Annotated in this window: 17 protein-coding genes; 3 read left to right on the forward strand and 14 right to left on the reverse strand. The window is 56.4% G+C overall.

Annotated features, from left to right (window positions below):
• Window positions 1-25: 25 nt before the first annotated feature.
• The 4 genes from melA to ACR0E2_RS10530 all read right to left on the reverse strand — a co-directional run bounded on the left by melA (window position 26) and on the right by ACR0E2_RS10530 (window position 4,491).
• A complete protein-coding gene (gene melA / locus ACR0E2_RS10515; RefSeq protein ID WP_480446364.1) occupies window positions 26-1,366 on the reverse strand; it encodes an alpha-galactosidase in 1,341 nt (446 codons plus the stop codon).
• Window positions 1,363-2,211, reverse strand: coding sequence for a carbohydrate ABC transporter permease (locus ACR0E2_RS10520; RefSeq protein WP_170345350.1), 849 nt, complete (start codon window positions 2,209-2,211; stop codon window positions 1,363-1,365). Before ACR0E2_RS10520 ends, melA begins: the two co-directional genes overlap by 4 nt.
• Before the next feature lies 1 nt (window position 2,212).
• Window positions 2,213-3,139, reverse strand: coding sequence for a carbohydrate ABC transporter permease (locus ACR0E2_RS10525; RefSeq protein WP_171119269.1), 927 nt, complete (start codon window positions 3,137-3,139; stop codon window positions 2,213-2,215).
• Window positions 3,140-3,231: 92 nt separating this feature from the next.
• Window positions 3,232-4,491 (reverse strand): ABC transporter substrate-binding protein, encoded by a 1,260-nt coding sequence (locus tag ACR0E2_RS10530; protein WP_480446365.1) that lies wholly within the window; start codon window positions 4,489-4,491, stop codon window positions 3,232-3,234.
• A 141-nt stretch (window positions 4,492-4,632) separates the two neighbouring features.
• On the opposite strand from ACR0E2_RS10530, the gene ACR0E2_RS10535 reads away from it, so the two are divergent.
• From ACR0E2_RS10535 to ACR0E2_RS10545, 3 genes are all read left to right on the forward strand, one after another.
• Window positions 4,633-5,439, forward strand: coding sequence for an IclR family transcriptional regulator (locus tag ACR0E2_RS10535; RefSeq protein ID WP_480446366.1), 807 nt, complete (start codon window positions 4,633-4,635; stop codon window positions 5,437-5,439).
• Window positions 5,436-6,494, forward strand: a complete 1,059-nt coding sequence (locus tag ACR0E2_RS10540) for an ABC transporter ATP-binding protein (RefSeq protein ID WP_480446367.1) — start codon at window positions 5,436-5,438, stop codon at window positions 6,492-6,494. Before ACR0E2_RS10535 ends, ACR0E2_RS10540 begins: the two co-directional genes overlap by 4 nt.
• A gap of 318 nt (window positions 6,495-6,812) precedes the next feature.
• Entirely contained in the window at window positions 6,813-9,026 is a 2,214-nt protein-coding gene (locus ACR0E2_RS10545) for an NADP-dependent isocitrate dehydrogenase (RefSeq protein WP_480446368.1), read from the forward strand.
• 577 nt (window positions 9,027-9,603) lie between these two features.
• Here ACR0E2_RS10545 and ACR0E2_RS10550 read toward each other — a convergent pair.
• The 10 genes from ACR0E2_RS10550 to ACR0E2_RS10595 all read right to left on the reverse strand — a co-directional run bounded on the left by ACR0E2_RS10550 (window position 9,604) and on the right by ACR0E2_RS10595 (window position 22,518).
• On the reverse strand, window positions 9,604-10,659 hold the full coding sequence (locus ACR0E2_RS10550; RefSeq protein WP_480446369.1) for a glycosyltransferase family 2 protein: 1,056 nt from the start codon (window positions 10,657-10,659) through the stop codon (window positions 9,604-9,606).
• Between the two features lie 173 nt (window positions 10,660-10,832).
• Complete coding sequence (locus tag ACR0E2_RS10555) at window positions 10,833-11,942, reverse strand: LysM peptidoglycan-binding domain-containing protein (RefSeq protein ID WP_152460270.1); 1,110 nt, start codon at window positions 11,940-11,942, stop codon at window positions 10,833-10,835.
• A gap of 44 nt (window positions 11,943-11,986) precedes the next feature.
• The gene (locus ACR0E2_RS10560) at window positions 11,987-13,249 is read right to left on the reverse strand and encodes a substrate-binding periplasmic protein (protein ID WP_480446370.1); all 1,263 of its coding nucleotides are present in this window, start codon (window positions 13,247-13,249) and stop codon (window positions 11,987-11,989) included.
• A gap of 21 nt (window positions 13,250-13,270) precedes the next feature.
• Complete coding sequence (locus ACR0E2_RS10565) at window positions 13,271-14,053, reverse strand: PP2C family protein-serine/threonine phosphatase (protein ID WP_480446371.1); 783 nt, start codon at window positions 14,051-14,053, stop codon at window positions 13,271-13,273.
• A gap of 3 nt (window positions 14,054-14,056) precedes the next feature.
• Window positions 14,057-15,097 carry an FHA domain-containing protein gene (locus ACR0E2_RS10570; RefSeq protein WP_480446372.1) on the reverse strand — a complete coding sequence of 347 codons (1,041 nt, stop codon included), beginning with the start codon at window positions 15,095-15,097 and terminating at the stop codon, window positions 14,057-14,059.
• 201 nt (window positions 15,098-15,298) lie between these two features.
• Complete coding sequence (locus tag ACR0E2_RS10575) at window positions 15,299-17,485, reverse strand: serine/threonine protein kinase (protein WP_480446373.1); 2,187 nt, start codon at window positions 17,483-17,485, stop codon at window positions 15,299-15,301.
• Between the two features lie 341 nt (window positions 17,486-17,826).
• The gene (locus ACR0E2_RS10580) at window positions 17,827-19,113 is read right to left on the reverse strand and encodes a dynamin family protein (RefSeq protein ID WP_480446374.1); all 1,287 of its coding nucleotides are present in this window, start codon (window positions 19,111-19,113) and stop codon (window positions 17,827-17,829) included.
• A complete protein-coding gene (locus ACR0E2_RS10585; RefSeq protein ID WP_480446375.1) occupies window positions 19,110-21,152 on the reverse strand; it encodes a dynamin family protein in 2,043 nt (680 codons plus the stop codon). The genes ACR0E2_RS10580 and ACR0E2_RS10585 overlap by 4 nt, the downstream gene beginning before the upstream one ends.
• 68 nt (window positions 21,153-21,220) lie before the next feature.
• A complete protein-coding gene (locus ACR0E2_RS10590) occupies window positions 21,221-22,093 on the reverse strand; it encodes a hypothetical protein (protein ID WP_480446376.1) in 873 nt (290 codons plus the stop codon).
• A 23-nt stretch (window positions 22,094-22,116) separates the two neighbouring features.
• Window positions 22,117-22,518 (reverse strand): hypothetical protein, encoded by a 402-nt coding sequence (locus ACR0E2_RS10595; protein ID WP_152460278.1) that lies wholly within the window; start codon window positions 22,516-22,518, stop codon window positions 22,117-22,119.
• Window positions 22,519-22,537: the final 19 nt, after the last annotated feature.

Raw genomic sequence — 22,537 nt, forward strand, 5'->3', positions numbered from 1 at the left:
CTGAGTATTTGTGAAAAGATGAAGATCAGGCGGCGCGGGCCGGCCGGCACCAGTCGGGCAGCCAATCGTTGTGGGCCGTCAGCAGATCCTTGACAAGGTTGCGGATCTGGCGCAGGTCCAGTTCGGCGGCGGTGTGCGGATCCATCATCGCGGCGTGATAGATATATTCGGGGTTCTGTTCTGTCAGGGCCCGAACAGTCAGTTCCTGTACATTGATCTGGGTGCGCATCAGGGCAATCAACTGCGGCGGGATGTCGGTCACGACAGAAGGCTGTACGCCGTTGCTGTCGACCAGGCAGGGGGTTTCGACCGCCGCGCCCATGGGAAGTTGCGGGATCTGGCCGGTATTGGGCAGGTTGCCATAGGCCATGTAAGGCGTGTTCGTAACGATCGCGTTCATCAGGTCGGCGGCGAATTCGTGGCTGCGCGTGACATCGATATTGCGCCCGTCGGTCAGGGTCTTGGCCTGTTCCTTCCACATCTCGACCTGCTCGACGCAGCGGGTGGGGTATTCGTCCAGCGGGATGGAAAATTCCTCGATCAGGTCCTGTCGCCCGTCCTTGATGAACCACGGCACGTATTCGGCCAGGTGTTCCGAGCTTTCTGTGCAGAAATAGCCCAGGTGATCCATCACCTCGTAGCGCACCTTGTTGGGGCAGCGCGGCATCAGCAGCGGCGCCTTCGGGAATTTCCCCGAGTGATAGCCCTGGCGCAGTGCCGGATACAGGTCGCGGCCTTGATGTTCCAGTTTCAGAAAGAATGCGACGTGATTGACGCCAGCGACTTTGTAGCGGAACTCATCCTTTGGCAGATCCAGATCGTGGGCCAGTTCCTCGACAGTATTTTGAACCGAGTGACAAAGACCCACATGTTTCAGGGTCGGGAAGCGTTCGGCCAGTGCCCAGGTGTTGATGGCCATCGGATTTACGTATTGCAGCAATGTCGCGTTCGGACAGAGTTGCATCATGTCCCCTGCGACATCCCAAAGCACCGGAACCGTGCGCAGGCCTCGCATGATCCCTCCGACGCCCAGCGTATCAGCGATGGTTTGACGCAAGCCATACTGCTTGGGGATCTCGAAATCGGTGATCGTGCAGGGATTGTATCCCCCCACCTGAAACGCGGTGATGACGAAATCGGCCCCGTCCAGCGCCGCGCGGCGGTCGGTATGGGTCGAGACGGTCGCCCCGGCCCCGACCGAGCGGATCATGGAGCGCGCAACTGCTTCGCTTTCCGCAAGGCGCTGGGGGTCGATATCCATAAGCGCAAAGTGACTGTCGGCCAGCGCAGGGGTCAACAGAGCATCTCCAACGATGTTCTGCATGAAAATTGTGGACCCGGCACCGATAAAGGTAATTTTGGTCATTTCACAGCTCCGAGGGTCAAACCCGCAATGAAGTGTTTCTGCATCAGGAAGAACATGGCCACCGGTGGCAGAGCCGCCACGATGGAGCCCGCGCTCATCAATTGATAAGCGGCGCGGAATTGTGCGTTGAAACTGGTGATCCCGGCAGTTACAGGCTGGCTTTCTGCGCCTTGCGTCAGGACGACGGCCCAGAAATAGTCGTTCCAGATGAAGGTGAAGATCAGCACGCTGAGCGCGGCGATCGCGGGCTTCATCAGCGGCAGGACCACGTACCAGAAGATGCGCCATTCGCTGATACCTTCGACCCGGGCGGCCTCGATCAGTTCAAAGGGCAGGGCGCGGATGAAGTTGCGCATGAACAGGGTGCAGAACCCGGTCTGGAACGCAATGTGGAACAGGACCAGCCCGGTCTTGGTGTTGTAGAGCCCAAGTTGCAGGGTCAGATCCCGAACCGGCACCATCAGGATCTGGAAGGGCACGAAATTCCCGGCCACGAACATGAAAAATATCCAGAGGTTCGACTTGAACTTGTAGATGCCAAGCGCGAAGCCGGTCATGCAACTGAGCGCCACCGCTCCGATCACGGTGGGGACGGTGATCATGAATGAATTCAGCAGGTATCGCGGCATGTCCGAATTGAAGAACACCTGCCCATAGTTGAAGGCGCCCTCAAAGCTGGATGGCATCCCCCAGTAATTCGCGTTGGTGAAGTCAGCAGCGGGTTTTACCGAGAAAAGTGCAACCGCCAGTAGGGGACCCAGCCACAACAGAAGGGCTAAGGGAAGCATGGCTTGATACGTGATCTGCGCCGCGCGGGGTTGTTTTTCGATGGGTTTGGGAAACATCTCAGCGCCCCTTCTCTTCACGGTACATCGACCACAGGAAGTAGGCGATGAAGCACAACATGATCAGGAAAAGGATCACGGCGATGGCCGCGCCATAACCCATGCGGAAGCCATACTCGGACAAGGCGACCTCGAACATGTAATAGGCCAGCACGCGGGAGGATCCGAAAGGTCCGCCTTGCGTCATGATCGAGATCAGGTCGAATGACCGTAATGCGCCTATGATGGTTACGACAAACGCGATAAAGGTTGCGGGCCGCAATTGTGGGATGATGATGTGCCAAAGCATCTTCCAACCCTTGGCCCCGTCCAGGCGTCCAGCCTCGATCTGTTCCGGATCCACAGCGTTCAGGCCGGTGAGGTACAGGATCATGCAATAGGCGGTTTGTGGCCAGAGGCCGGCGAAGATGATGCCGTAGGTCACGAAACGCTCATCGCCCAACACGTTTACCGGGCCAAGGCCGAAGAAGCCGAGGAATTCGTTCAGCAACCCGAAGGTCGGATCGTAGAACCAGGTGAACACCAGCCCCACCACGACCTGAGAAATCACGAAAGGAAAGAAAAACAGGGACTTATACAGGCGGATGCCCCAAACGGTCTGATTCAGAAACAGGGCGATGAACAAACCTGCCGGAATCGCAGCCAGGTAAAGGATCAGCCAGATCAAGTTGTTTTTCATCGAGATGTAGAAAGCATCCCGGTCTACCCATTCCCAATAGAGGTCTTCGTAGTTACGAAAGCCGACGTATTCCGCAGCGCCCAGGCCGTCCCACTCGTAAAGTGACAGGTTGAAGGACTGGAATACCGGGATAATCACATAGACCAAAAAGAACAGCATCCCGGGGGCCAGAAACAGCCAGGGTGCGATGCGTTGTTGGTTGCGATGGAACCAGCTTTCCTGTTCTGAGGCGTCGGCAGCAACTGTCATGGGAAACTCGGGTCTGTTGGAGCAAGGCGGGTCGGAACCCGCCCTACGATTCAAAGGAGCGTGGGCCGGGCTTTGGCCCGACCCTGGACTGGTCAGTTATCGTAAATACGCTCGCGCGCGCGTTCGAGTTTGGCCAGTATCCGGTCCAAGTTGTCGGGTTTGACCATGAATTCCTGGAAACCCTCCATGGACACTTTGGCCATTTCCGCAGGCGCGTCGCGGTCCCAGAACTGGGCTACCCCACCGGGGCTGTTGGACGAGAGCATTTCAAAGCCCTGTTGCAGGAACTTGTCGTCATCCACGGCGGATTGCGCGTTGACCGGCAATTGGCCGAGATTCGCGCCGTTGTTGATTTCGGTCTGTTCATCAGCAGAGACCACGAAACGCAGGAATTCGCGCGCAGCTTCCTTGTTCGAAGCATTGGCCGGGATGTGGAACGTGTCGGTCGGGGCGTCTTCGGCCAGCTCGACATCGGGATTGATCGCGACGAACTGGTAGAAATCCAGTTGGTCATCCGTCAGGCCCGCATCGCGCAACGGTGCCACTGCGAAGTTGCCCATCAGATAGGCTGCTGCCTCACCATTGACCATGAAGGGCAGGGCTTCTTGCCAGCTATACGTCTGGTGATTGTCGATGAAGGCGCCCATGTCGATCAACTGTTTCCAGTTGGCGAAAGTCTGTTTTACCCGGTCATCTTCCCAGCTGACTTCGCCGTTGGCGAGTTGCTGGTGGAAGTCGAAACCATTGGTCCGCATGTTTAGATAATCAAACCAGCCACCGGCGGTCCAAAGGAACTTGGTGCCAATGGTATAGCAGGCACGCCCGGAATCGACGATTTTCTGGCAGTTGGACAGTTCTTCTTCCCAAGTGGTCGGCTCGCTCAGGCCCAGCTCGTCAAAGATGTCTTTGCGATAGTAGACACCCCACTGATAATAGGTATAGGGCACGCCCCATTGCTTGCCGTCGATTGTCAACGCGCCCTTGGTCGAAGCGAGGTTGTCGGCGATTTCGGGCTCGGCCCACAAATCTGAAACATCCTCGAACAGACCTGCCTCGACATATGGTTTCATACGGTTGGCCGCGTACCACGTGGCCACGTCCGGGGTGTCGGCCGTCAGGAAATTCCGGATCTGCGTTTTATAGGCTTCGCGGTCGATGACGGTTGTCTCGATTTCCAACCCCGGATGCTGAGCGCCGAACCGTTCGATCATCGCCTCCATCGTCGCGCGTGGCGCCGGGTTCGATGTGTCCAGAAAAATCCGCAGATCTCCGGTGAGTTCCGCAGCAGCTGGCGCCGCCAACGCGACACCAAGAGCCAGCGCAGCCGTCGTGCGCTTGAAAGTTGAATACATGGTTTCCTCCCTGTTGGTCTCCTGCAAAGTTCCAAATAGTGGAACATTGTTTTATATATTGAAAACTACACATCGACTCGGTTACTGTTGTCAAGACCCTCGTGAGGATGGCGAGGGATAATCGGAGGAGAATGATGGCCCGTGTCAGGTGACGGAACTATAGGCAAAGCATGTGATGTACTGGATCACGTGGCATCGTTCGAGCGCCCTGTTCGATTCGCTGAACTCTTGGAAAACAGCGATTTTCCGAAGGCAACCCTGTATCGATTTCTGCAATCCCTGACCAACCAAGGAATGCTGTCTTATGACCGCGACAGGCAGACCTATGCGCCCGGTATGCGGTTGGTTCGGTTGGCCCATGCGGCATGGACGCAAAGCTCACTGGCTCCGATAGCGCGGCCTTTTCTGGATGCCCTCAGCCGAGAAACCGGTGAAACGGTGCATCTGGCGCAGCTTGATTCCAGTCAGGTTCTTTACGTCGACAAACGCAACGCCGCACAACCAATCGAGATGTACTCTCAGGCTGGAAAAGTTGGACCGGCCTACTGCACGGGGGTCGGCAAGGCGATGCTGGCATTCTTGGACGAAGATGCGTTGAACAAGGCGGTGTCGCAGCAAAGCTATCACCGCTTCACCGACAAAACGCTGACATCCGAAAAGATGTTGCGGGCTGATCTTGACAGAATTCGCAGCCGGGGATTTGCCATCGATGATGAAGAGCACGAGCCGGGCATCATTTGCATCGCCTGCCCAGTTCTGACGTCAAACGGTCGGATGCTTGGCGCGATTTCGATAACCGGGTCCACCGAACGTATGGATTTCGATCAACTCGAAGCCTGGGTGCCGCGCCTGCGGCGTGTGGCCGAACAAATTGGAGCCGAGGCACAAGCCTGGCGGTTTCCCGAAACAGGCCAAAGTTCCAAAAACGACAGGATGCTGATGACATGACAGGTGTAACTCTGAATCGGGCAATCAAACGGTATGGTCAGACACAGGTCATTCATGGGATCGATCTGCAAATCGAAGATGGAGAGTTCTGCGTTTTTGTAGGGCCTTCAGGGTGCGGAAAATCCACGTTATTGCGGATGATTGCAGGGCTGGAAGAAACCTCGGAAGGTGAGATTCACATTGGATCGCGCGAGGTGACACATATGGATCCAGCCAAGCGCGGCGTGGCGATGGTGTTTCAGACTTATGCGCTTTACCCGCACATGTCAGTGGCCGAAAACATGGGATTTGGCCTGCGCATGAATGGTGTCCCAAAAGCCGAGATCGACCAGAAGGTTCAGGAGGCTTCGAGCATTCTGAAACTTGATCCCTATCTCAAGCGCAAACCCAAGGCCCTGTCCGGGGGGCAACGGCAAAGGGTTGCGATCGGGCGGGCGATTGTACGCGGGCCCGAGGTTTTTCTGTTTGACGAACCCCTGTCCAACCTGGACGCTGAATTGCGTGTCGAGATGCGCGTCGAAATCGCGCGTCTGCATCAGGAAATCGGTGCAACCATGATCTATGTGACCCATGATCAGGTCGAAGCCATGACGATGGCCGACAAGATTGTGGTGCTGCGCGATGGCCGGATCGAACAGGTCGGCGCCCCGATGGATCTGTACCGTGATCCTGACAACCGGTTTGTTGCAGGTTTCATCGGTTCGCCCGCGATGAACTTTCTTGATTGCGATTATGCCGACGGCCATGTCACCCATCCCGCTTTGGGCCAGCCATTGCCGGTCTCGGCAGCTGTTCCTGCCGGAACGGACAAGGTGACATTGGGGATGCGCCCTGAACATATTCATATCGACCGGTCTGCGGACACCTGCACCGTGGAACTGACAGAAGCGCTCGGGGGTGTATCCTACTCGTATTTGCTGACGCCAAATGGTGACAAACTGATTGTCGAAGAGAGGGATGACCAGCGCAGCAAAACCGGGGACCGGATTGGCATATCCATTCAACCTGACCGTGCCATGGTATTTGATCCCGAGACAGGACAGAGATTTCGGTAATCCTTGGCCGCAACCCGAAAAACTTCGTGGGACAAGCTGTACAGCTTCATGGAAAACACTTGGCGTGACCTGAAGGGAAACGTCAAAGACAGGCGGGTGAAACGTTGAGCTGATGACATCAAAAGCCATCCACGCCCCGCCCGTGGCAAAACGCGCGGGCACAGATGATTGATTCCCAGCGCAACGTGATTTAAGGGAGGCCCTGTCAAAACAGAGTCACCCAGGGGCGGTATCGTGATCGCGCCCCTCCCGCGCCACGCTGAAGTGGCTTCAACTCTTGGATCGCACGCCCCGAAAGGCTTAAAAAGGTAAAAGAATATGGCAGATAAATCGAACTTCGACATATTGTATACCATTGTAGACGAAGCGCCCGAACTGGCCAGCGCCTCGTTCCTGCCCATCATTCGCAAGTTCGCTTCGGCTGCTGGCGTCAGCGTGGGCACCAAGGACATTTCACTGGCCGGGCGCATTCTGGCAGCCTTCCCCGAGAACCTGACGGATGAGCAGCGTGTCTCGGACGATCTGGCGGCATTGGGTGAGCTGGTAAAGACCCCGGACGCCAATGTGATCAAGCTGCCGAACATCTCGGCATCGGTTCCGCAACTGGTTGCCGCCATCGAAGAGTTGCAGTCGCAAGGCTATGATATCCCGGCCTATCCCGAAGAACCTTCGACCGACGAAGAAAAGGCGATCCGTGCGCGTTATGATGCCATCAAAGGCTCGGCCGTGAACCCGGTTCTGCGTGAAGGTAACAGTGACCGCCGCGCGGCGCGGGCTGTCAAAAACTATGCCCGCAACAACCCGCATTCCATGGGCGAATGGACCTCGGACAGCAAAACCAAAGTCTCGTCCATGTCGGGCAACGATTTTTACGCCAATGAGAAATCGGCCACCATCACCGCTGCCCAAGCGGGCGATGCAAGGATCGAGTTTGTCGGCAAAGACGGCAGTGTGACTGTCCTGAAGGACGCGTGGCCGCTGGAAGAAGGCACCGTGGCTGATGCGACCTTCATGTCGGTCAAAGCACTGTCATCCTTCCTTGCAGAGGCCATCGAGGACACCAAGAAAGACGGCACAATGTTCTCGTTGCACCTGAAAGCCACGATGATGAAGGTCTCAGACCCGATCATCTTTGGCTATGCGGTCAAGGCCTGGTTGGCGCCGGTTTTCGAAAAATTCGGTGCGGAACTGGATGCGCTGGGTGTGAATCCGAACTCGGGTCTTGGCGACTTGCTAGAGCGGGTACAAAACAATGCCGAGATCGTCGCCGCAATAAACGCGATCAAGGCTGATCGTCCATCCATGTATATGGTGGATAGCGACAAGGGCATCACCAACCTGCATGTTCCTTCCGACGTGATCATTGATGCTTCGATGCCAGCGGTGATCCGCGCGGGCGGCAAGGGTTGGGATGAGACCGGCGCCAAGGGTGATACTAATTGCGTCATCCCCGACCGGTGCTATGCAACTGTTTATGATGAAAGCATCAAGTTCTTCAAAGCCAATGGTGCATTGAATCCGGCCAGTGCCGGTGCGGTCGCAAACGTTGGTCTTATGGCGCAGAAAGCCGAGGAATACGGCAGCCACCCGACCACCTTCGAGGCACCCGCCGACGGCACAATGCGCATCGTTCTTGCCAATGGCGAGATCTTGCATTCGCACGAGGTCGAAAAGGGTGACATCTGGCGGGCCTGCACCGTCAAGAAGGCGCCGATCGAGAACTGGATCCAACTGGCGATGGACCGTCAGCGCCTGACCGGATCCGAGGCGATCTTCTGGCTGGATGCGAACCGCGCCCATGACGCCGAGCTGATCAAATACGTGGAACCGGCGCTCAAGGCTGCGGGCGTGGCTGACAAGTTCCAGATCTTGGCCCCGCGCGAGGCAACCCGCCAGACGCTGGAAACCATCACCGCCGGAAAGGACAGCATCGCCATCACCGGCAACGTGCTGCGTGACTATCTGACCGACCTGTTCCCAATCCTCGAACTGGGCACCTCGGCCAAGATGCTGTCGATCGTCAAGCTTATGAATGGCGGCGGCCTGTTCGAAACCGGGGCAGGGGGCTCGGCACCGAAACACGTGCAGCAATTGGTCGAGGAAAACCACCTGCGCTGGGATTCGATGGGCGAATTCTGCGCGCTTGGGGAATCCCTGAACTTCCTGGCCGACGCCAAAGGAAACGCGAAGGCAGGTGTTCTTGGCGCTGCGGCAGAGGCCGCAACTCAGGGCATTCTGGACAACAACCGGTCGCCAAGTCGAAAAGTGGGCGAACCGGACAACCGCGACAGCCACTACTGGTTCGCGCGCTACTGGGCCGAAGCCTTGGCAGCCCAATCTGACGATGCCGATCTGGCAGCTGAAATGGCACCACTTGCAAAAGAGCTGGCAGACAAAGAAGAGCAGATCTTGTCGGAGCTGGCCGCAGTCCAAGGACCGTCGGTGGATTTGGGCGGATACTATCACACTGACCCGGTCAAAACCGGCGCTGTGATGCGCCCCAGCGCTACACTGAACGCAATCATCGGCTGATCGCCGTCGAACAGGCGGGCGAGTTTCGTCCGACATCAAAACACGAAGGGACCGCCTTTGCGCGGTCCTTTTCATGGAACGCGGGATTGCCAAAAGACCCGCGCCGAAGCTTGCGCCTGACGATCTGTAGCTTGCTGTGGCTGCGCCTTTAAAACCAACCTTGTCAGGTTCTATGAACGACTTGCGCAATGTGTGCCCGGGAGACACTTGCGCAACACTTTGGACTTCAGCGCTTGGCCGTCCGCTCGCCAGGCGCAAATTTCGATCGCTTTCCCAAAACTGCGAACAGGGCGGTCAGCAAGGATCGAAAGATCCTGATTTTTGGAAAAAATTTAAGATTTACGGGATTCCCCCAATAGCGCCGGTTTTCAGTCCGCGTTAGGTATTTGGGGACAAAGAATTTCACTGGTGAGGCCTTAGGGCTATATCACTCACTCAGAAAAATGGCCAGCATTTGGGGTGCTGGCCATTTGCGTATCTGGTTCACCAAATCCTTGAACAAACCAGCGTGTTCAGACGCTTACGCGCGAACAGGCCGTTCATTTGCCTAGCATTGAACTGGGGGGGGTGGTTCTGATCAGCCAAATCGACGGGTTTGAGCCTCGACAAGCGATGGCTTGATTTGGTCAACGCCTGACGCAGCTACACCTTTGTGCTGCAAATATGACAGACGACGTGCTTCCCTCCGGGCAAGAGCCAGAGATTCCAATATCAAAGCGCAGACGATGGACAGCATTGTCGCAACAAAACCGGATACTGCGACGACGACAGACGGAATTCTATCGACAAGCCCTGTTTCCAAGAATTCCCGGAATACGGATACAAACACAAAGAGCGAAGGCAAAAACATAAACACGGCCAATGACAGGAAAAACGCAATGGGCTTTTCATCCTTGATCAGCAAGCCGATCATTTTGAGAATCCGCCATCCGTCGGAAAACGTCGCCAGCTTGGAGTTCGATTCTGGCAGGCGTGACGAATACCTTGTTTGAACCTCACCGATTGGCATGCGCATCTGCATCGCATGAACTGTTAGCTCTGTTTCAATCTCGAACCCGTTTGATACTGCGGGGAAGCTTTTGACAAAGCGTCTGCTGAAAACGCGGTAACCCGAAAGCAGGTCGTTGATTTTGCTGTTGAAGAAGAATTTCACAAGCCAACTGAACAACGCGTTGCCAAATTTGTGGCCGCGCCGATACGCTTCGGTTTCTTCATTCACCCGGGCGCCGTTGACCATATCCAGATTCTGCGAAACGAGCAGGTCGATCAATTCCGGCGCCGCCGCGCTGTCATAGGTCGCATCTCCGTCAGCCATAACGTATACATCCGCATCAACGTCAGCAAACATTCGACGGACCACGTTGCCTTTGCCCTGGTATGTTTCGGAATAGACCCGCGCGCCTGCCTCAAGCGCGACCTTGACGGAGTCGTCGGTGGAATTGTTGTCATATACGTAAATCGTCGCGTCGGGCAGGGCCGCACGGAATTGCCGAACGGTTTCACCTATGGCAACGGCCTCGTTGTAGCAGGGCAAGATCACTGCAACGTCCAAATCCGATCTGGTCGCGGACGACGGTGAGTTATTCTGAATATTGAAGGCGCCCTGTATCATATGAAAATCACGCTCTTTCATTGGCATCAATTGAATGATGATCGTGCTTGGGGTTAGAAGGTGCTGCGCATTTGAGGCTGTTATGAAGCAGATAAGAGGCCAAAATTTGTCATTCTGAAAAACCTCGTGTTTAACGCTGACAAAAAAGGGGCCGATTGAAGAACCGGCCCCAAAGTTTCAGCTGAACCGAGGGATCAGTTCGACGCTGCCATCAGTTTCTCGTTGTGCTCGCGCAGCGTGTCGGAGACGATCGCATACCATTCCCCGGTTTCGCGCATCTCGTTCAGGCCTTTGTTCAACATCGCCAGGTATTGCTTGCCGAACGGATTGCTGCGGTGGCTGATAAAGCGCAGCGAGGACAGCGAGGTCACGTACGGGTTCTCAACCAGGTCGTTCTGGTTCAGTCCCATTTCAACCATTGTGTCCGAGAACAGCTGAACTTCAAAAGTTGCAACATCTGCGGTGCCGGTAAGGACCGCGTCCAGGCATTCACGTGCGGTGATCGGCTGCATCAGCGTAATGGTTTCACCATTGTGCAGACCTTCCTGTTCCAGATCATGGATGAACCAGCCATCCATACGGCAGATGGTGGCGCCCTTCAGTTCTTCAAAGGTTGTCGCATTCGCATACTGGCTTTCCGGAATGGTGTAGAACCCGACGACAATGTCATAGACCGGAACAGATGAATCGAACTGTGTGCAGCGCACCTCGGTTTCCCAGGACCATTCGTAAGTGCGGTTGGTGCAATCCGGCATGTTCCACGCCATGGACACGTCAAAGGCGCCAAGAGGCAGAAGAGTTTCCAGGTGCGAGTTCCAGTCATCCACGAAGCTTACGGAATAGTCGCGCGCGTTGCCGCCGCGCTGCAAAGCCGTGGTGCCCAGACGGGTGATTGCTCCGCCACCGTTCAGCGATTCATCTGCGAAAGGTGCCCAGCCATTGCCGGTCACCAGCTTGATCGGCGGCTGGTAGACGCTCGAACGTTTGACGCTGGCTGCGCGTTGTTCTTCAGCTGCTATGATTTCCTGCGCGCTCTGACCATTGGGCAGGCTGCCGTCTTCACAGGGAAGGGCCAGAACCAGACCTGGCTCCAGAGCGTTGGGGTTGGTGATTTCGTTCCGGTTCGCGTTGAAGATCGGCTGATAGTTCGACGTGCCATAAGCTGCGATTGCAATGGTCGCCATGGTGTCACCGTCTTGGACGGTATAGTTGGTACAAGCTTCCTGCGCCGCAGCGGCGCCCGCACTCAGAGCAGTGATCGCGGTTGCTGAAAGCGCTACCTTCTTTATCTTTTCGTTAAACATGTCCACTTCCTCCAGACTTTAGTTTGTCAGGCCAGATCGGGGCCTTATCCATTTTCCATTTGATGACGCAGGGCGGTTGACACGATGTCGCGCCATTCGCCCGATTGCTGCATGATTGCCAGACCCTGATTCAGCGTCTCAAGGATCGCTTCCCCATCAGGATTATCTTTGTGGGTCATGACGTTAAGCGACTTGATGGCCGCAAGGTTGGGGTTTTCGATAATCCGGTGCTTGTACCCAAGCCGATCTATTGCCTCGGCTGCCAGATGTGCTTCGATGGCAACGATATCTGCGGTGCCTTCCATCAGAGAGTGAAAGCAATCATCCGGTGACGTTGGGCGCAGAAGTTTGATGACCGGTTCGTACAGGCTTACCGCGTCCATGTGAGACAGGGACCAACCCTCCGGCCGGCAGATCGTTGCACCGGCAAAGTCGGCATAGGTTAATGTCTCTTCATAGCCGGAACCTTCCCGGGCGAAGAACGTATCCACAACCTCGTAGAACGGGTTTGAGAAATTGTAGGTCTCGCACCGGTTGCGATCATCTTCCGACAGCGCAACGGCCTCTTCGCAATTGGGGCGCGACCAGGGGAAGGTGGCGTCAAATGCAAGCGTCGGCATCAACAGGTCCAGATGGGATGACCAGTCATTGACGAACTGAATCTTGTAGGCCTGTTCGGGAGCGGCACGAAACATCGCTGTCTCAACCAGATGGGTATAGAGCCCCCGATTGGGCAGAGATTCATCGGTGAACGGAGCGTAGTTCCCACCGGTGATCAACAGCAATTGACGATCCCGAATCTCGGGCCGTTCACCTGTTCCGGCATTCCGGATCAAAGCGGCAGCTTCGGCGCGGGCGGCTTCGACCTCTTCCTTGGCAGCAGCCCGTGCCGCAACGACCGCGTCTTCACTCGCTTTCTTTGCCTCGGCTTCCGCTGCGGCAACACGTGCTTCTGCTTCGGCCACAGCTTTTTCAGCGCGTTCTTCTGCGGCTTTTACCAGCTCAGCCGCCATTTCCGCAGCCAGCCGCTCTGCCTCGGTATCAGCCAGCACCGGAGCGCGCCCGACATCTTCCAGACATGGCAGTTCCAGAACGTCGCCAACACGGATGATATTGGGGTTGGAACCGATAATATCCCGGTTCGCGTCGAAAATGATGCGAAAGTCTTCCGTCGCATACACTTCGATTGCCAATTCCCGTAAGCTATCGCCGCGTTGAATTTCATAACTTGAACACGCCTCTTGCGCAGATGCCGCGCCCGTCGCGGCAGCAAGGGCAAGGCTTGATATGAGTAAGTGCTTTTTCATGGGTCCTGTTGCTTTGCCTGTTTAGGTTCTTGTAAGTTTCGCCACTGCGATAGAAAGATTGTCCTGATCCGGGTCACCCTTGGCCTGCACAGCCGTCAGCAATGCTTCGGCAATGTCTTGTGCCAGCCCCTGTTGATGATCCCGCAGAATGGCCTGAATTTCGGTGTCGCTGATGTACTGCAACCCATCACTTCCAAGGATGAGGACATCGGTGGGCGACACGATCAATGGATCTTCCGGGCAGTCCACTTTGGGAATGGCCCCGCCCGTAACCACGGACGTCAATTGATTGCAGTCTATTTCCCGGGCTTCTGCTTCAGTGATCTCTCCCGAAGCCACTTTCGACGCAATCACGGGTGCCATCGAGTGGTCTTCGTTGACCTGCGTCAACGCCCCATCTCGAAACAGATAAAGAGGGCTGTCGCCGATCGAAATCCAGAACACACGCCGCCCCAGAAGAAGGACACCCAACATGGTCGATCCCATGTTGAACCCCTGGCCCCGGGCCTCGGTGTAGTTGGCGATCGCGGCATTGGCTTGCATGGCGGCCAAAGGAAGCGCATCTATCGCGGATCCTTCGTTCAGGGTTTCTGCCTCAAGTTCCGCGTCCAGCGCGTCGCGCCAAGCGGCCACTATCATTTCCGAAGCTATTTCACCCGCCTCATGGCCACCCATACCGTCCGCAATCACAACATAGCCCGCGTCCGACGCGTCAAACATGCGGGCTGCAATCGCGTCTTCCTGCGTTTCCCGCTGACCCTGGTTCAGGATCAGCGCAACATCATATGCCGGAGTAGCCAGCATTTATCAGGAATCCCGCCAATCAAAACCGTCGTCACAGAAGGCCATGAACCGGATCGAGGTTTCGCTGATGCGGATCAGGTCTCCGCTGGACAGGGCCACGGTGCTGAGAACAGGTTTGCCGTTCAGACGTACAAGATTGGCCTTGCCGCCATGGCCCAAGTAACACTTCCGGTCTTCGGGGTCATAGGCGATGACTGCATGGTTCGAGCGCGAAATGCCGGTATCGCCAAAATCCAACTGAATGGCCTGGTCATCGTTGCGTCCGATTTGCATCAGGCCTTCGGTGAGCGTAATGCTTGAACCTCGTCCCGGGCCGGCTGTTACTACCAACCAGCCCACCGGGAATGTCTCTTGCGCCGCTTCTGCTTTCGCTACGGGTTCGGAGGATTCGATCAGGTCCTGAACATGCGTATCGGCGCGCTCAAATCCCAGAAATGTCGTCTTGACCCGTGAACGGCGATCCTCGACCGGGGCGGGGGCTGGTGCAACCTGCTCAATCACCGGCTCAGCGGTCTCTTCGACCTGCTTTGCTTCTGGGGCCGGAGCTTCGGCAACCTCAACCTCGCCGACTTCCGGTTCGGCAGGTTCGGACACGACCTCGGCCGTTGCTTCCTCTGGCGAAGTCTCGGCGGGTGTTTCCGTCACATGCAGGGTGACAACCTGCTCGACCTCAACCAGTTCTTCGACATGCTCTTCCACCAGAACGTTTTTCGGAGCGTCGTCCTCTTCCAAATTGTCTTCTTCTTCCGAACTGTCTTCGGCGAAGATCGACTCCTCGGGGTCGGTCACTGCCTCCGGCTCGGCTTCGTCGAACTCGGGCATCTTTTCTTCGGGGATCAGTTCATCCGTTTCCTCATAGGATTCGGATGTCATGTTTCCACCGGCCAGGGCGGCGCGCAAAGCGTTGAAATCCGCAATGGGTTCCTGCTTTTCTTCTTCGCTTACGGCGCCGTCTACTGCGGCCGGTTTCTCGGCAACGTCTTCTTCTTTGGATTTGCCGGCACCTTCGAGAAGCCGGCTCAGAGGGCTTTTGTATTTGAACATGGTGTCGACACCTTCAAGTTAGTGACGCAGATAAGCCGCGTCGTAAGCTGCTACTGTTCCCTGCACGTCAGCGCAGAGCCACTCAATGGATACCCAAGGGAACTGGTACATTCTGCGGCGGGCCGGTTCCCGCCAGGGTGGCAAACCTTGATACCACCCTCAGCAAACACACACTGGCAGATCACTTTTGAACCGGTCAGATTACTCCTGTGCAAGCTGCATGATTGCGGCCGTCTCGGCCCCATTGCGCAACACTGTCAGATTTGCCTCGGGCTGCTCGCTTGAAACGAGTGCGGCCAGCATCTCATCAAGGCTTTCCGAGCCGTCAAATGTGACGCCGGAATGGCTTTCATTCAGCAGGACATCGTCTTTTTGCAGGCTTCCTGCCGCGTCGGCCGGAACTGCGTTCACCGTGGTTTGCCATCCGCTATTACCTTCGGCGCTAACGGTAAAGGTGTAACCATTTTCCAAACCAACGGATCGTATGGCGGGAAGGGCCAACAGACCATTTTGCGCCCGGGTCTGACCCAGCGGGCGATAGCGGGCAGCAACCCTTGTGTACCCATCGGCGTCAACCTTCAGGTTATCCAGAACCTGAGCCGCAAAAGGAACATCCTGACGAACCGGGCTGCCATTCAGGGTATAGATGACAGCGCCACGCTGTACCCAATCGCCGATCACGCTCATGTCCTGATTGGCGTCCACCCCCGTAACTGCGATCGTGGCTCCGGTCGAGCCACGGCGGCGGGATGTCTGGAAGGGGATATCGACATCCCAATGCGCAAAAGCCACCTGCTGTTCCGCCGGAACACCGGCGTTGGCAATTGCATCAGTCGCAGGTGTCTCGATCTCAGACACTGCTGCAACATCAGACGCTTCTTCCGACTGTGCCGGAACTTCGGAACGTTCAGTGTCTGCGGAGGCTGTTTCTGTGGCAGCTGGCTCCGCAGGTACTGGTTGTGCCTGCTCGACAGGCTCTTCCGGCTTGGGTTCGGGTGCGATGGCCACTTCGGGTTCGGGATCGGTGGCCTCTGTGACAGAAGGATCTGTAACGGGCGCCTCTGTCTCGGCGGATTGTATGTCTGCCGCGGGCTGCGCGACCGGTGTTTCTGCCTGGTCTTCCGTCTTGTCGCCGGACATCGCAAAGAAACCACCCGCGGCCAACGCAACTGCAACAACAGCCGCGCCTGCAATCAGCTTGCCGCTGCCGCCGGACCCGCTCTGAACCACTGTATCGACAGCGACCGGGGTTTCCTCTTTCTTAGAGATTTTGGTAAGATCGACATCTTTTTTGTCTTCGTTGCCAAGAACGATGTCCGAGTTTCCGGCCAGCAGGGCCGTAACTACGGCTTCGGCGTTTTCGCTTTCGGCCTTGATCCGGGCCTTTTCTTCCTCTTTATCTTTGCGATCCATTCCGACAATCACGGACACGGGCCGATAGGCGAATGTGTCGAACATGACGCCGGGGCCGCGGAACATGCGCAACCAATCCAATGCAGATTGAAGACGATCCGTGGCGTGAACTTCCATCGCCTTGTCAATCGCCTCGAGGAACCCATCTGGGTATCCTTCGAAACGACCGGTCAATGGCGTGTAGGGGTCATCCTGCCCGTTGTTGAACGCGTTCAGGCGGCTCTGGCCGTCGATGGGGCGTTCACCGCTGATTGCGTGATAAAGCGTGGCGGCCAGAACATAGAGGTCGCTGCTGGGCCCTTGATCCGCGCCCCGGACATAGAATTCGTGCGGAGAGTATCCATCCTTTATCACGCGCAGGGTCAGCAATGCTGCCGATTTGTTCGCCGCTTGCTCACGTGCGGCGCCAAAATCGATCAGGACGGGGTCTCCGTTTTCATCAATCAGAATGTTGTCCGGCGAAATGTCCCGATGCAACATGCCGCTCTGGTGAATGAAAGACACCGCGGACAACATTTTTTCGGTGACCTGAACGATGAAATCAGGACCGCCGTCATTCTCCGGGTTTTCCACGTAATCCAGCAGGTCGCACCCACGGATGAGGTCCATTGCGATATATGCGGTGTCATTGTCTTCGAACACCTGGTGTACGTCCACGATATTGGGATGCACCAGGCGCGCATGATTGCGTGCCTCCTGAATAAAGAGGTCAATGATCGAGCGCAGGTCGTCCTTGTAGGATGGATCATTGGGCTCAACCAGATCACCGTTGCGTCGGCACAGCGCTCCGGGGAAGCACTCTTTGATCACGACGTCGCGCTCCAGGCTGTCGCGCGCCAGGTAAGTGATCCCAAATCCACCGTTGCTGAGATAGCGGAGGATTTCATACTGCCCGCGCAACAGCTTTGCGCCTGGCTGCAATCCTTCAATTTTCGGTTCGTCGTGCGTCGCGCCGACAGCCTGGTTGTGGCTCATTTCAATCCGCCCGTTCTATTCATTTTGCGGCTTAGAAAAACCGGGCCGACAGCCCACGAACTCACAACCAAAAACAACCGCAGGACACTTGAGAACGGTTAGACGTTTCAAATTTGACTTTATTGGGGCCGCCTGATGGCTTCACTATGGATCGTTTTTCGCATGATGGCATATGTTGTGCCCAATGACATCTATCGCACAAAATATAGACATCGAATATGAGCTGATTGAAAACTTAAACCCGAAATCAAGCGTGTTGGTCCACGAATTCGAAACAATAAAGGGCCGATCCCTCGGCCCTTCGAATCGCTGCAATGCAGCTCAATCTTGACGGGAAAGCGTCAGGTTCCGGTTTTCGGTTGCGCCGCTGCGACCGTGCTGCCAGCCCAGGCAAGGTTGTCGCCCAGCTGCGCCAGAATGCTGATTGCGTCCTTCAATGGTGCGTCTCCGCTTTCGAATTGCAGCAACAAAAGCAAGTCTGTCGCCTTTTCGAATTCTGCTGGAATCCAATCAGCTTCGGGGTCGATTTCGCCACCTTGTTCCAGCCGCTCTGCAAAATCTTCGACGATCTCCTGACAGCTGTTCAGAAACGCGGCCGGTTCGATGTCAGAGGTTTCACGTAGATCTTCATAGATGCTTGCTATTGCGGCCAGCCAGTCCTCGAGAATGGGATTGTTCAACGGGGGCAGGGCAGACCCAAGTGTTGACTGCATCGATGTGGTGTCATTCGAAACAGGCTCTGGCTCTGCGCCCTTCAGCGCCTCAAGATAGGGCAGGAAGTCCTGTTGCAAATCTTTCCGCGCAGCCTCGAGATCGCCACGGCGCCGGTCGGATGCCGCTTCCAGCACGTGTTCCGCAAGGTTCTGCCCGCCGCAGGTTTCCCAAAGCGCAAAGTCGGGCTCGGGCTCTTGCGCCATGGCACGCACGGCGACCGGCGTACCAATTGGGACAACGGCGCGGAACATTCCTTCTTTTTCTTTGTTCAGGCGCGCAAGGACGCGGTCCAGGGCACCCTGCACAGGTGGCAGATCGGCATGTGTTACGGCAAGCAGGCTGTTGGCCCTCAGTTCGGGGGGTACCTGAGACCACAAGTGGCGCTCGGTCTCGCGCCAGGCATTGGTTCCATTTGTGCACCAGATGGCACAATCGACGAATTTCAGCAGATCCAAAGTCGGCTTGTAGGTATCATCCAGAGCACCCGAGCCCGGAAGATCAAACAGTGATATTTCCTTGAGAGCCGGTGTATTGATGCCGACCGATATGAAATCGGGCTGTTCCTCGGCCGCTTTTTCCAGCACTATGCCGGAATAGGTCTTTGGTTCTCTGTTCCACCAACCGACAGTCGTTTCGGGCGCATCCGCGTAGGCGACGATCACCAGCGGCAATTTCAGATGCTGCGGGCCAGTTGGCAGAATGTCCGCGCCAGCCAGCATGTTCGCCAGACTTGACTTGCCTGCGCCGAATTCCCCGGCGAAACCGATATTGACCGCGTTTGACAGACGTTCAGCGTGGGACAGAGCCCGCGCACGCATATCCTCCAACGCCTCGTCAGGCGTCAGGTTTTCAGTTGCGGTCAGGAAGCGCTCCAGTTGGCGTACTTCCTTTTCAGTTCCGGGAAATTCAATCATTCCGCAGCCTCTGCTTGTCTTTCATCCGCATCGGGTGTTCCAAAAACCGTCTCCAACTCGGCTGCAATGCGACGCGCCTTGTCGAATGCACCTTGCGCTTCCGCCTGGGCGTTCAGTTCTCCTGAGTTGGACCGGTGTTCAAGATGACCGGCCAGAAGGGCCATATAGTGGTCCAGAACCGTATTCAGCCGTTCCAACAGATCGTCGCGGGTCGTGTCGATCAGGTCATCCCCGATCAGTTCGAATTCCTGCACGATCAGCCGTTCTGCACGCGCCACAACGCTATTGCGCGAGATCAGACGCGACAACCAGTTTACACGCAATTCAACGGTAATGCCACGGGTCAGGGCGGTGGTGTCCGGCCGGAACCAACGTACAGCACTGGTATTCATGCGATTGTCGACCGGTTCTTGCCATCCCGGCAATGCCCGCAAGGCGGCATTGCAATGCATGTCGATCGCGTAAAGCTCGCTGAGCATGCGCTGCCGAACAACTTGCGACGCCCCCTGTACCAGTTCACGCATACGCTCGCGCAATGGTGTAAAATTGAGCTCGGTCTCTCCGCCCTTTGCCAGCAGAGGCGACTGGCCGTCCGGACCGCGCACAACGACAGCCACCGATTCCGAGACAGTGTCATCCATGACCCCGCGCAGATTCGACAGGACATCATCCATGTCACGCGTGATCTCCTGCGTTTTTTCAGCAATCAGCTTGCGCAGGTCGCCCAGTGTCGTGTCGCTTTCATCGGCATTTCGAACATCCGAGCCGTCTTCATCTTGCAGCGCCCGCAAGCGAACCTGAGATCGCTCAAGCTCCCCGCGTGCGAAGCTGTCGAGATGTTGCCAGGCCATCCGCAACTGTTCGTTGATCGGTCCGTCGGTCAAAGCCTGAGTGACATGACGGCGCAGATCGGGCAGGCCCGACGCGATCATTGCGGCAAAGCGCAGAACCGCTTCGCGGCTGATCGGTCCCGGGCCTTGTTTGATCTCGGCCACACCGTTGAGATATTGCTGCATCTGTTCCGGGTGGGCGCGCAGCCATGCCAGAACGTCGTCGTGGTTCACTCCGGTTTCATCACCGGTCAGAGCATAGTGCGCCCATTGCGCGCTGCCCATCAGGACATCGATGTTCGAGTTGCCGAGCGCCTTTTCCAACCCGTCCAACACATCCAGACGAACCTTGGCCGCGTCTTCGGCGCCGCCGCCCAGTTCATCCACACGGTTGATGAAGACGACGATCTGCCCAAGTTCCAGCGCTTGCATCAACCGGAACAATTTCAGATCCGCGCGCGACAATGCCTGATGCGCGGACAGTACCACCACAAAGAAATCGGATTCCTTCAGATACTGTCGCGAAATTTCTTCGCGGATCAGCAGGGGGTCATTCACGCCGGGCGTGTCGGTGACCGTCAGCGGAAACGGAAAATGGCCCAGGTCAAAATAGACCTCGGCCTTGCGGGTGATGTCGCTGTAAAGCCCGCGATCACTGCCCGGATCCAAAGCCCCGTCCTCGGACGGATCATCCCCGGCACAGACATATCTGGCCAGGTCATCTGACGTCAGTTCGTCCAGATCGTGCTGTTGGCCCAGCAGCTGTTCATAGCTGTCACCCAGACGTCGACGCGCCCGGACCTTCATGGCCTCGACCTGTTCTTCGATCATCTCGCGCTTGTAACTGTCCTCGTCATCGGGAAACATGTTGCGCAGTTCTTCACCTTCGGCGATCAGCGATTGCCATTGGTAATTGTCGAAGAAATGGAATTCGGCACCTTGGGTCCTGCCGGACGGGTGCCCGAAATGCATATCGGTGATAACAGTTGTCCAGGGGTTTACATCCGAAGGCAAATACTCGGCTTGACCGGTGAAGCCGTTGATCAGACGCGATTTTCCAGCCTTGATTTGGCCGACAAACGCAATTGATGGTTTAAGATTGCTAAGATCACCAATGATGCGCGAAATGAACTGGCGCGTTTCATCATTGCTTGCCCCGTTCATTTCTTCTGCTATGCGAATAAGTTCGCGACGATGTGTTTCACTCATTACTCATTACCCTGGTTACAATAAAAAACAGATTGAAGTAGTCGAAAATTTGAATTCAACGAAGGCAATCATTTTTCGGCCTCCTGCAAAGAGGTCCACAGGTTGACGACCGCCCCCAGTTTGCGGGCTTCGTGGATGGCGACCGCGATCTGACCACCGTCACTCAAAACGGCCAGACCGGCCCCTTTCCCGCCCGATGGCCGCATGACAATCAACTGCGGGTCTTCACTCTTTTGATGAGAGTCGCCATCCCAGCCGGCAAGATCAGCCACAAAACGGGCCAGCGTGTCTTGGTCGGGATGCATCGGCTCAGATGGCTTGCAAACGCCTTCCAAAAGGGGTGCGGCTTCGTCCGAACTGCCCACAAACACACGACCCGAGGCGAAGCGGCTCGACGCTTCAAAAAAACGTTGGGCAAGTGTTTCCGCTGCATCGGGTGTTGCCTCGGCGGGCAGAGAGTCATCAACAGGTTTCTCAGCACTCGGGACGACGGAAACAATTGGCTCGGACGGAAGCTCGATGGCGGCGCAGGCTTTCTCGATTTCGCTGAAGGTGATACCTACCTCATCCACTTCAAGCGCTGTGTCCGGTCTGCCCGACGTCAACTCAAGCGGGGCAGGCGAGGCCGAGATCTCCGACACCAATCCAGCCAGCTTCTCGATCAGTTCGGCGCGTGATTCCGTTTCAAAGTCCGGAACCTCACCTGACGGTACCTTGAAGACATCGGTGATCCGGGAGCTGTTCACCTCGATTGCCAGACAATCCCCGTTTGCGGCGGTGAATTCCAACCGGCGCGGCAATACTGTGCCACGGATTGCCCGCAATACCGCAGAACGGCGCGCGGCCGCTGTTTCTCCTGCGATCCTCACGGTCGGAGACAGCCGTGCGACCGAGGTCCGCCTGATATCTTCAAGCAGGTCGAGAATGTCCGTGTCCATCATGCCGTGACCCCCTCTGGTCCCGTTCAAACCGCAGCCGCAACCGGCCCCAGACTGAGATGTGATTTGGTAAGCGCCAGTCCGACATTCGCACTGTTGCGGCAGATATAGCAGACCACATGATCAGGATATTCCTTGGTCCGCAGAAAGATGTTTAGCCTGTCCTTGGAAAAAACGGCGACTTCCCCAAAGCCAGCGCTTTCTTCGTCTGCACTGCCAGCCTGACGCAAGAGCGCTTCAAAGGCTGCAACCCCGCGCCCCTGAAACAGATTGGCCACAGCCACCGCCAAAACATCCAACGAATCCGCGCAGTCGGGATCTGAAACAGAGCTGCCCAAAAGCATCCCTGTCTCCATGTCGATATACCCGGCTGCTATACAGTCGGGTATCGTTTCCATGGCGGAGTTCAGTGCGGTTTGAATAGACATCTAATCCATTGTTTTCATT

The sequence above is a fragment of the Ruegeria sp. A4 genome (assembly GCF_056543025.1).

Excerpts from the sequence above, each read along its gene's own strand:
- ACR0E2_RS10595 (WP_152460278.1), bottom strand. The coding sequence starts at position 22,518 with ATGTCTATTCAAACCGCACTGAACTCCGCCATGGAAACGATACCCGAC.
- ACR0E2_RS10545 (WP_480446368.1), top strand. The coding sequence starts at position 6,813 with ATGGCAGATAAATCGAACTTCGACATATTGTATACCATTGTAGACGAA.
- ACR0E2_RS10575 (WP_480446373.1), bottom strand. The coding sequence starts at position 17,485 with ATGAGCCACAACCAGGCTGTCGGCGCGACGCACGACGAACCGAAAATT.
- ACR0E2_RS10560 (WP_480446370.1), bottom strand. The coding sequence starts at position 13,249 with ATGAAAAAGCACTTACTCATATCAAGCCTTGCCCTTGCTGCCGCGACG.
- ACR0E2_RS10550 (WP_480446369.1), bottom strand. The coding sequence starts at position 10,659 with ATGAAAGAGCGTGATTTTCATATGATACAGGGCGCCTTCAATATTCAG.
- ACR0E2_RS10580 (WP_480446374.1), bottom strand. The coding sequence starts at position 19,113 with ATGATTGAATTTCCCGGAACTGAAAAGGAAGTACGCCAACTGGAGCGC.
- ACR0E2_RS10540 (WP_480446367.1), top strand. The coding sequence starts at position 5,436 with ATGACAGGTGTAACTCTGAATCGGGCAATCAAACGGTATGGTCAGACA.
- ACR0E2_RS10525 (WP_171119269.1), bottom strand. The coding sequence starts at position 3,139 with ATGACAGTTGCTGCCGACGCCTCAGAACAGGAAAGCTGGTTCCATCGC.
- ACR0E2_RS10555 (WP_152460270.1), bottom strand. The coding sequence starts at position 11,942 with ATGTTTAACGAAAAGATAAAGAAGGTAGCGCTTTCAGCAACCGCGATC.
- ACR0E2_RS10565 (WP_480446371.1), bottom strand. The coding sequence starts at position 14,053 with ATGCTGGCTACTCCGGCATATGATGTTGCGCTGATCCTGAACCAGGGT.
- ACR0E2_RS10590 (WP_480446376.1), bottom strand. The coding sequence starts at position 22,093 with ATGATGGACACGGACATTCTCGACCTGCTTGAAGATATCAGGCGGACC.
- ACR0E2_RS10585 (WP_480446375.1), bottom strand. The coding sequence starts at position 21,152 with ATGAGTGAAACACATCGTCGCGAACTTATTCGCATAGCAGAAGAAATG.
- ACR0E2_RS10530 (WP_480446365.1), bottom strand. The coding sequence starts at position 4,491 with ATGTATTCAACTTTCAAGCGCACGACGGCTGCGCTGGCTCTTGGTGTC.
- ACR0E2_RS10570 (WP_480446372.1), bottom strand. The coding sequence starts at position 15,097 with ATGTTCAAATACAAAAGCCCTCTGAGCCGGCTTCTCGAAGGTGCCGGC.
- melA (WP_480446364.1), bottom strand. The coding sequence starts at position 1,366 with ATGACCAAAATTACCTTTATCGGTGCCGGGTCCACAATTTTCATGCAG.
- ACR0E2_RS10520 (WP_170345350.1), bottom strand. The coding sequence starts at position 2,211 with ATGTTTCCCAAACCCATCGAAAAACAACCCCGCGCGGCGCAGATCACG.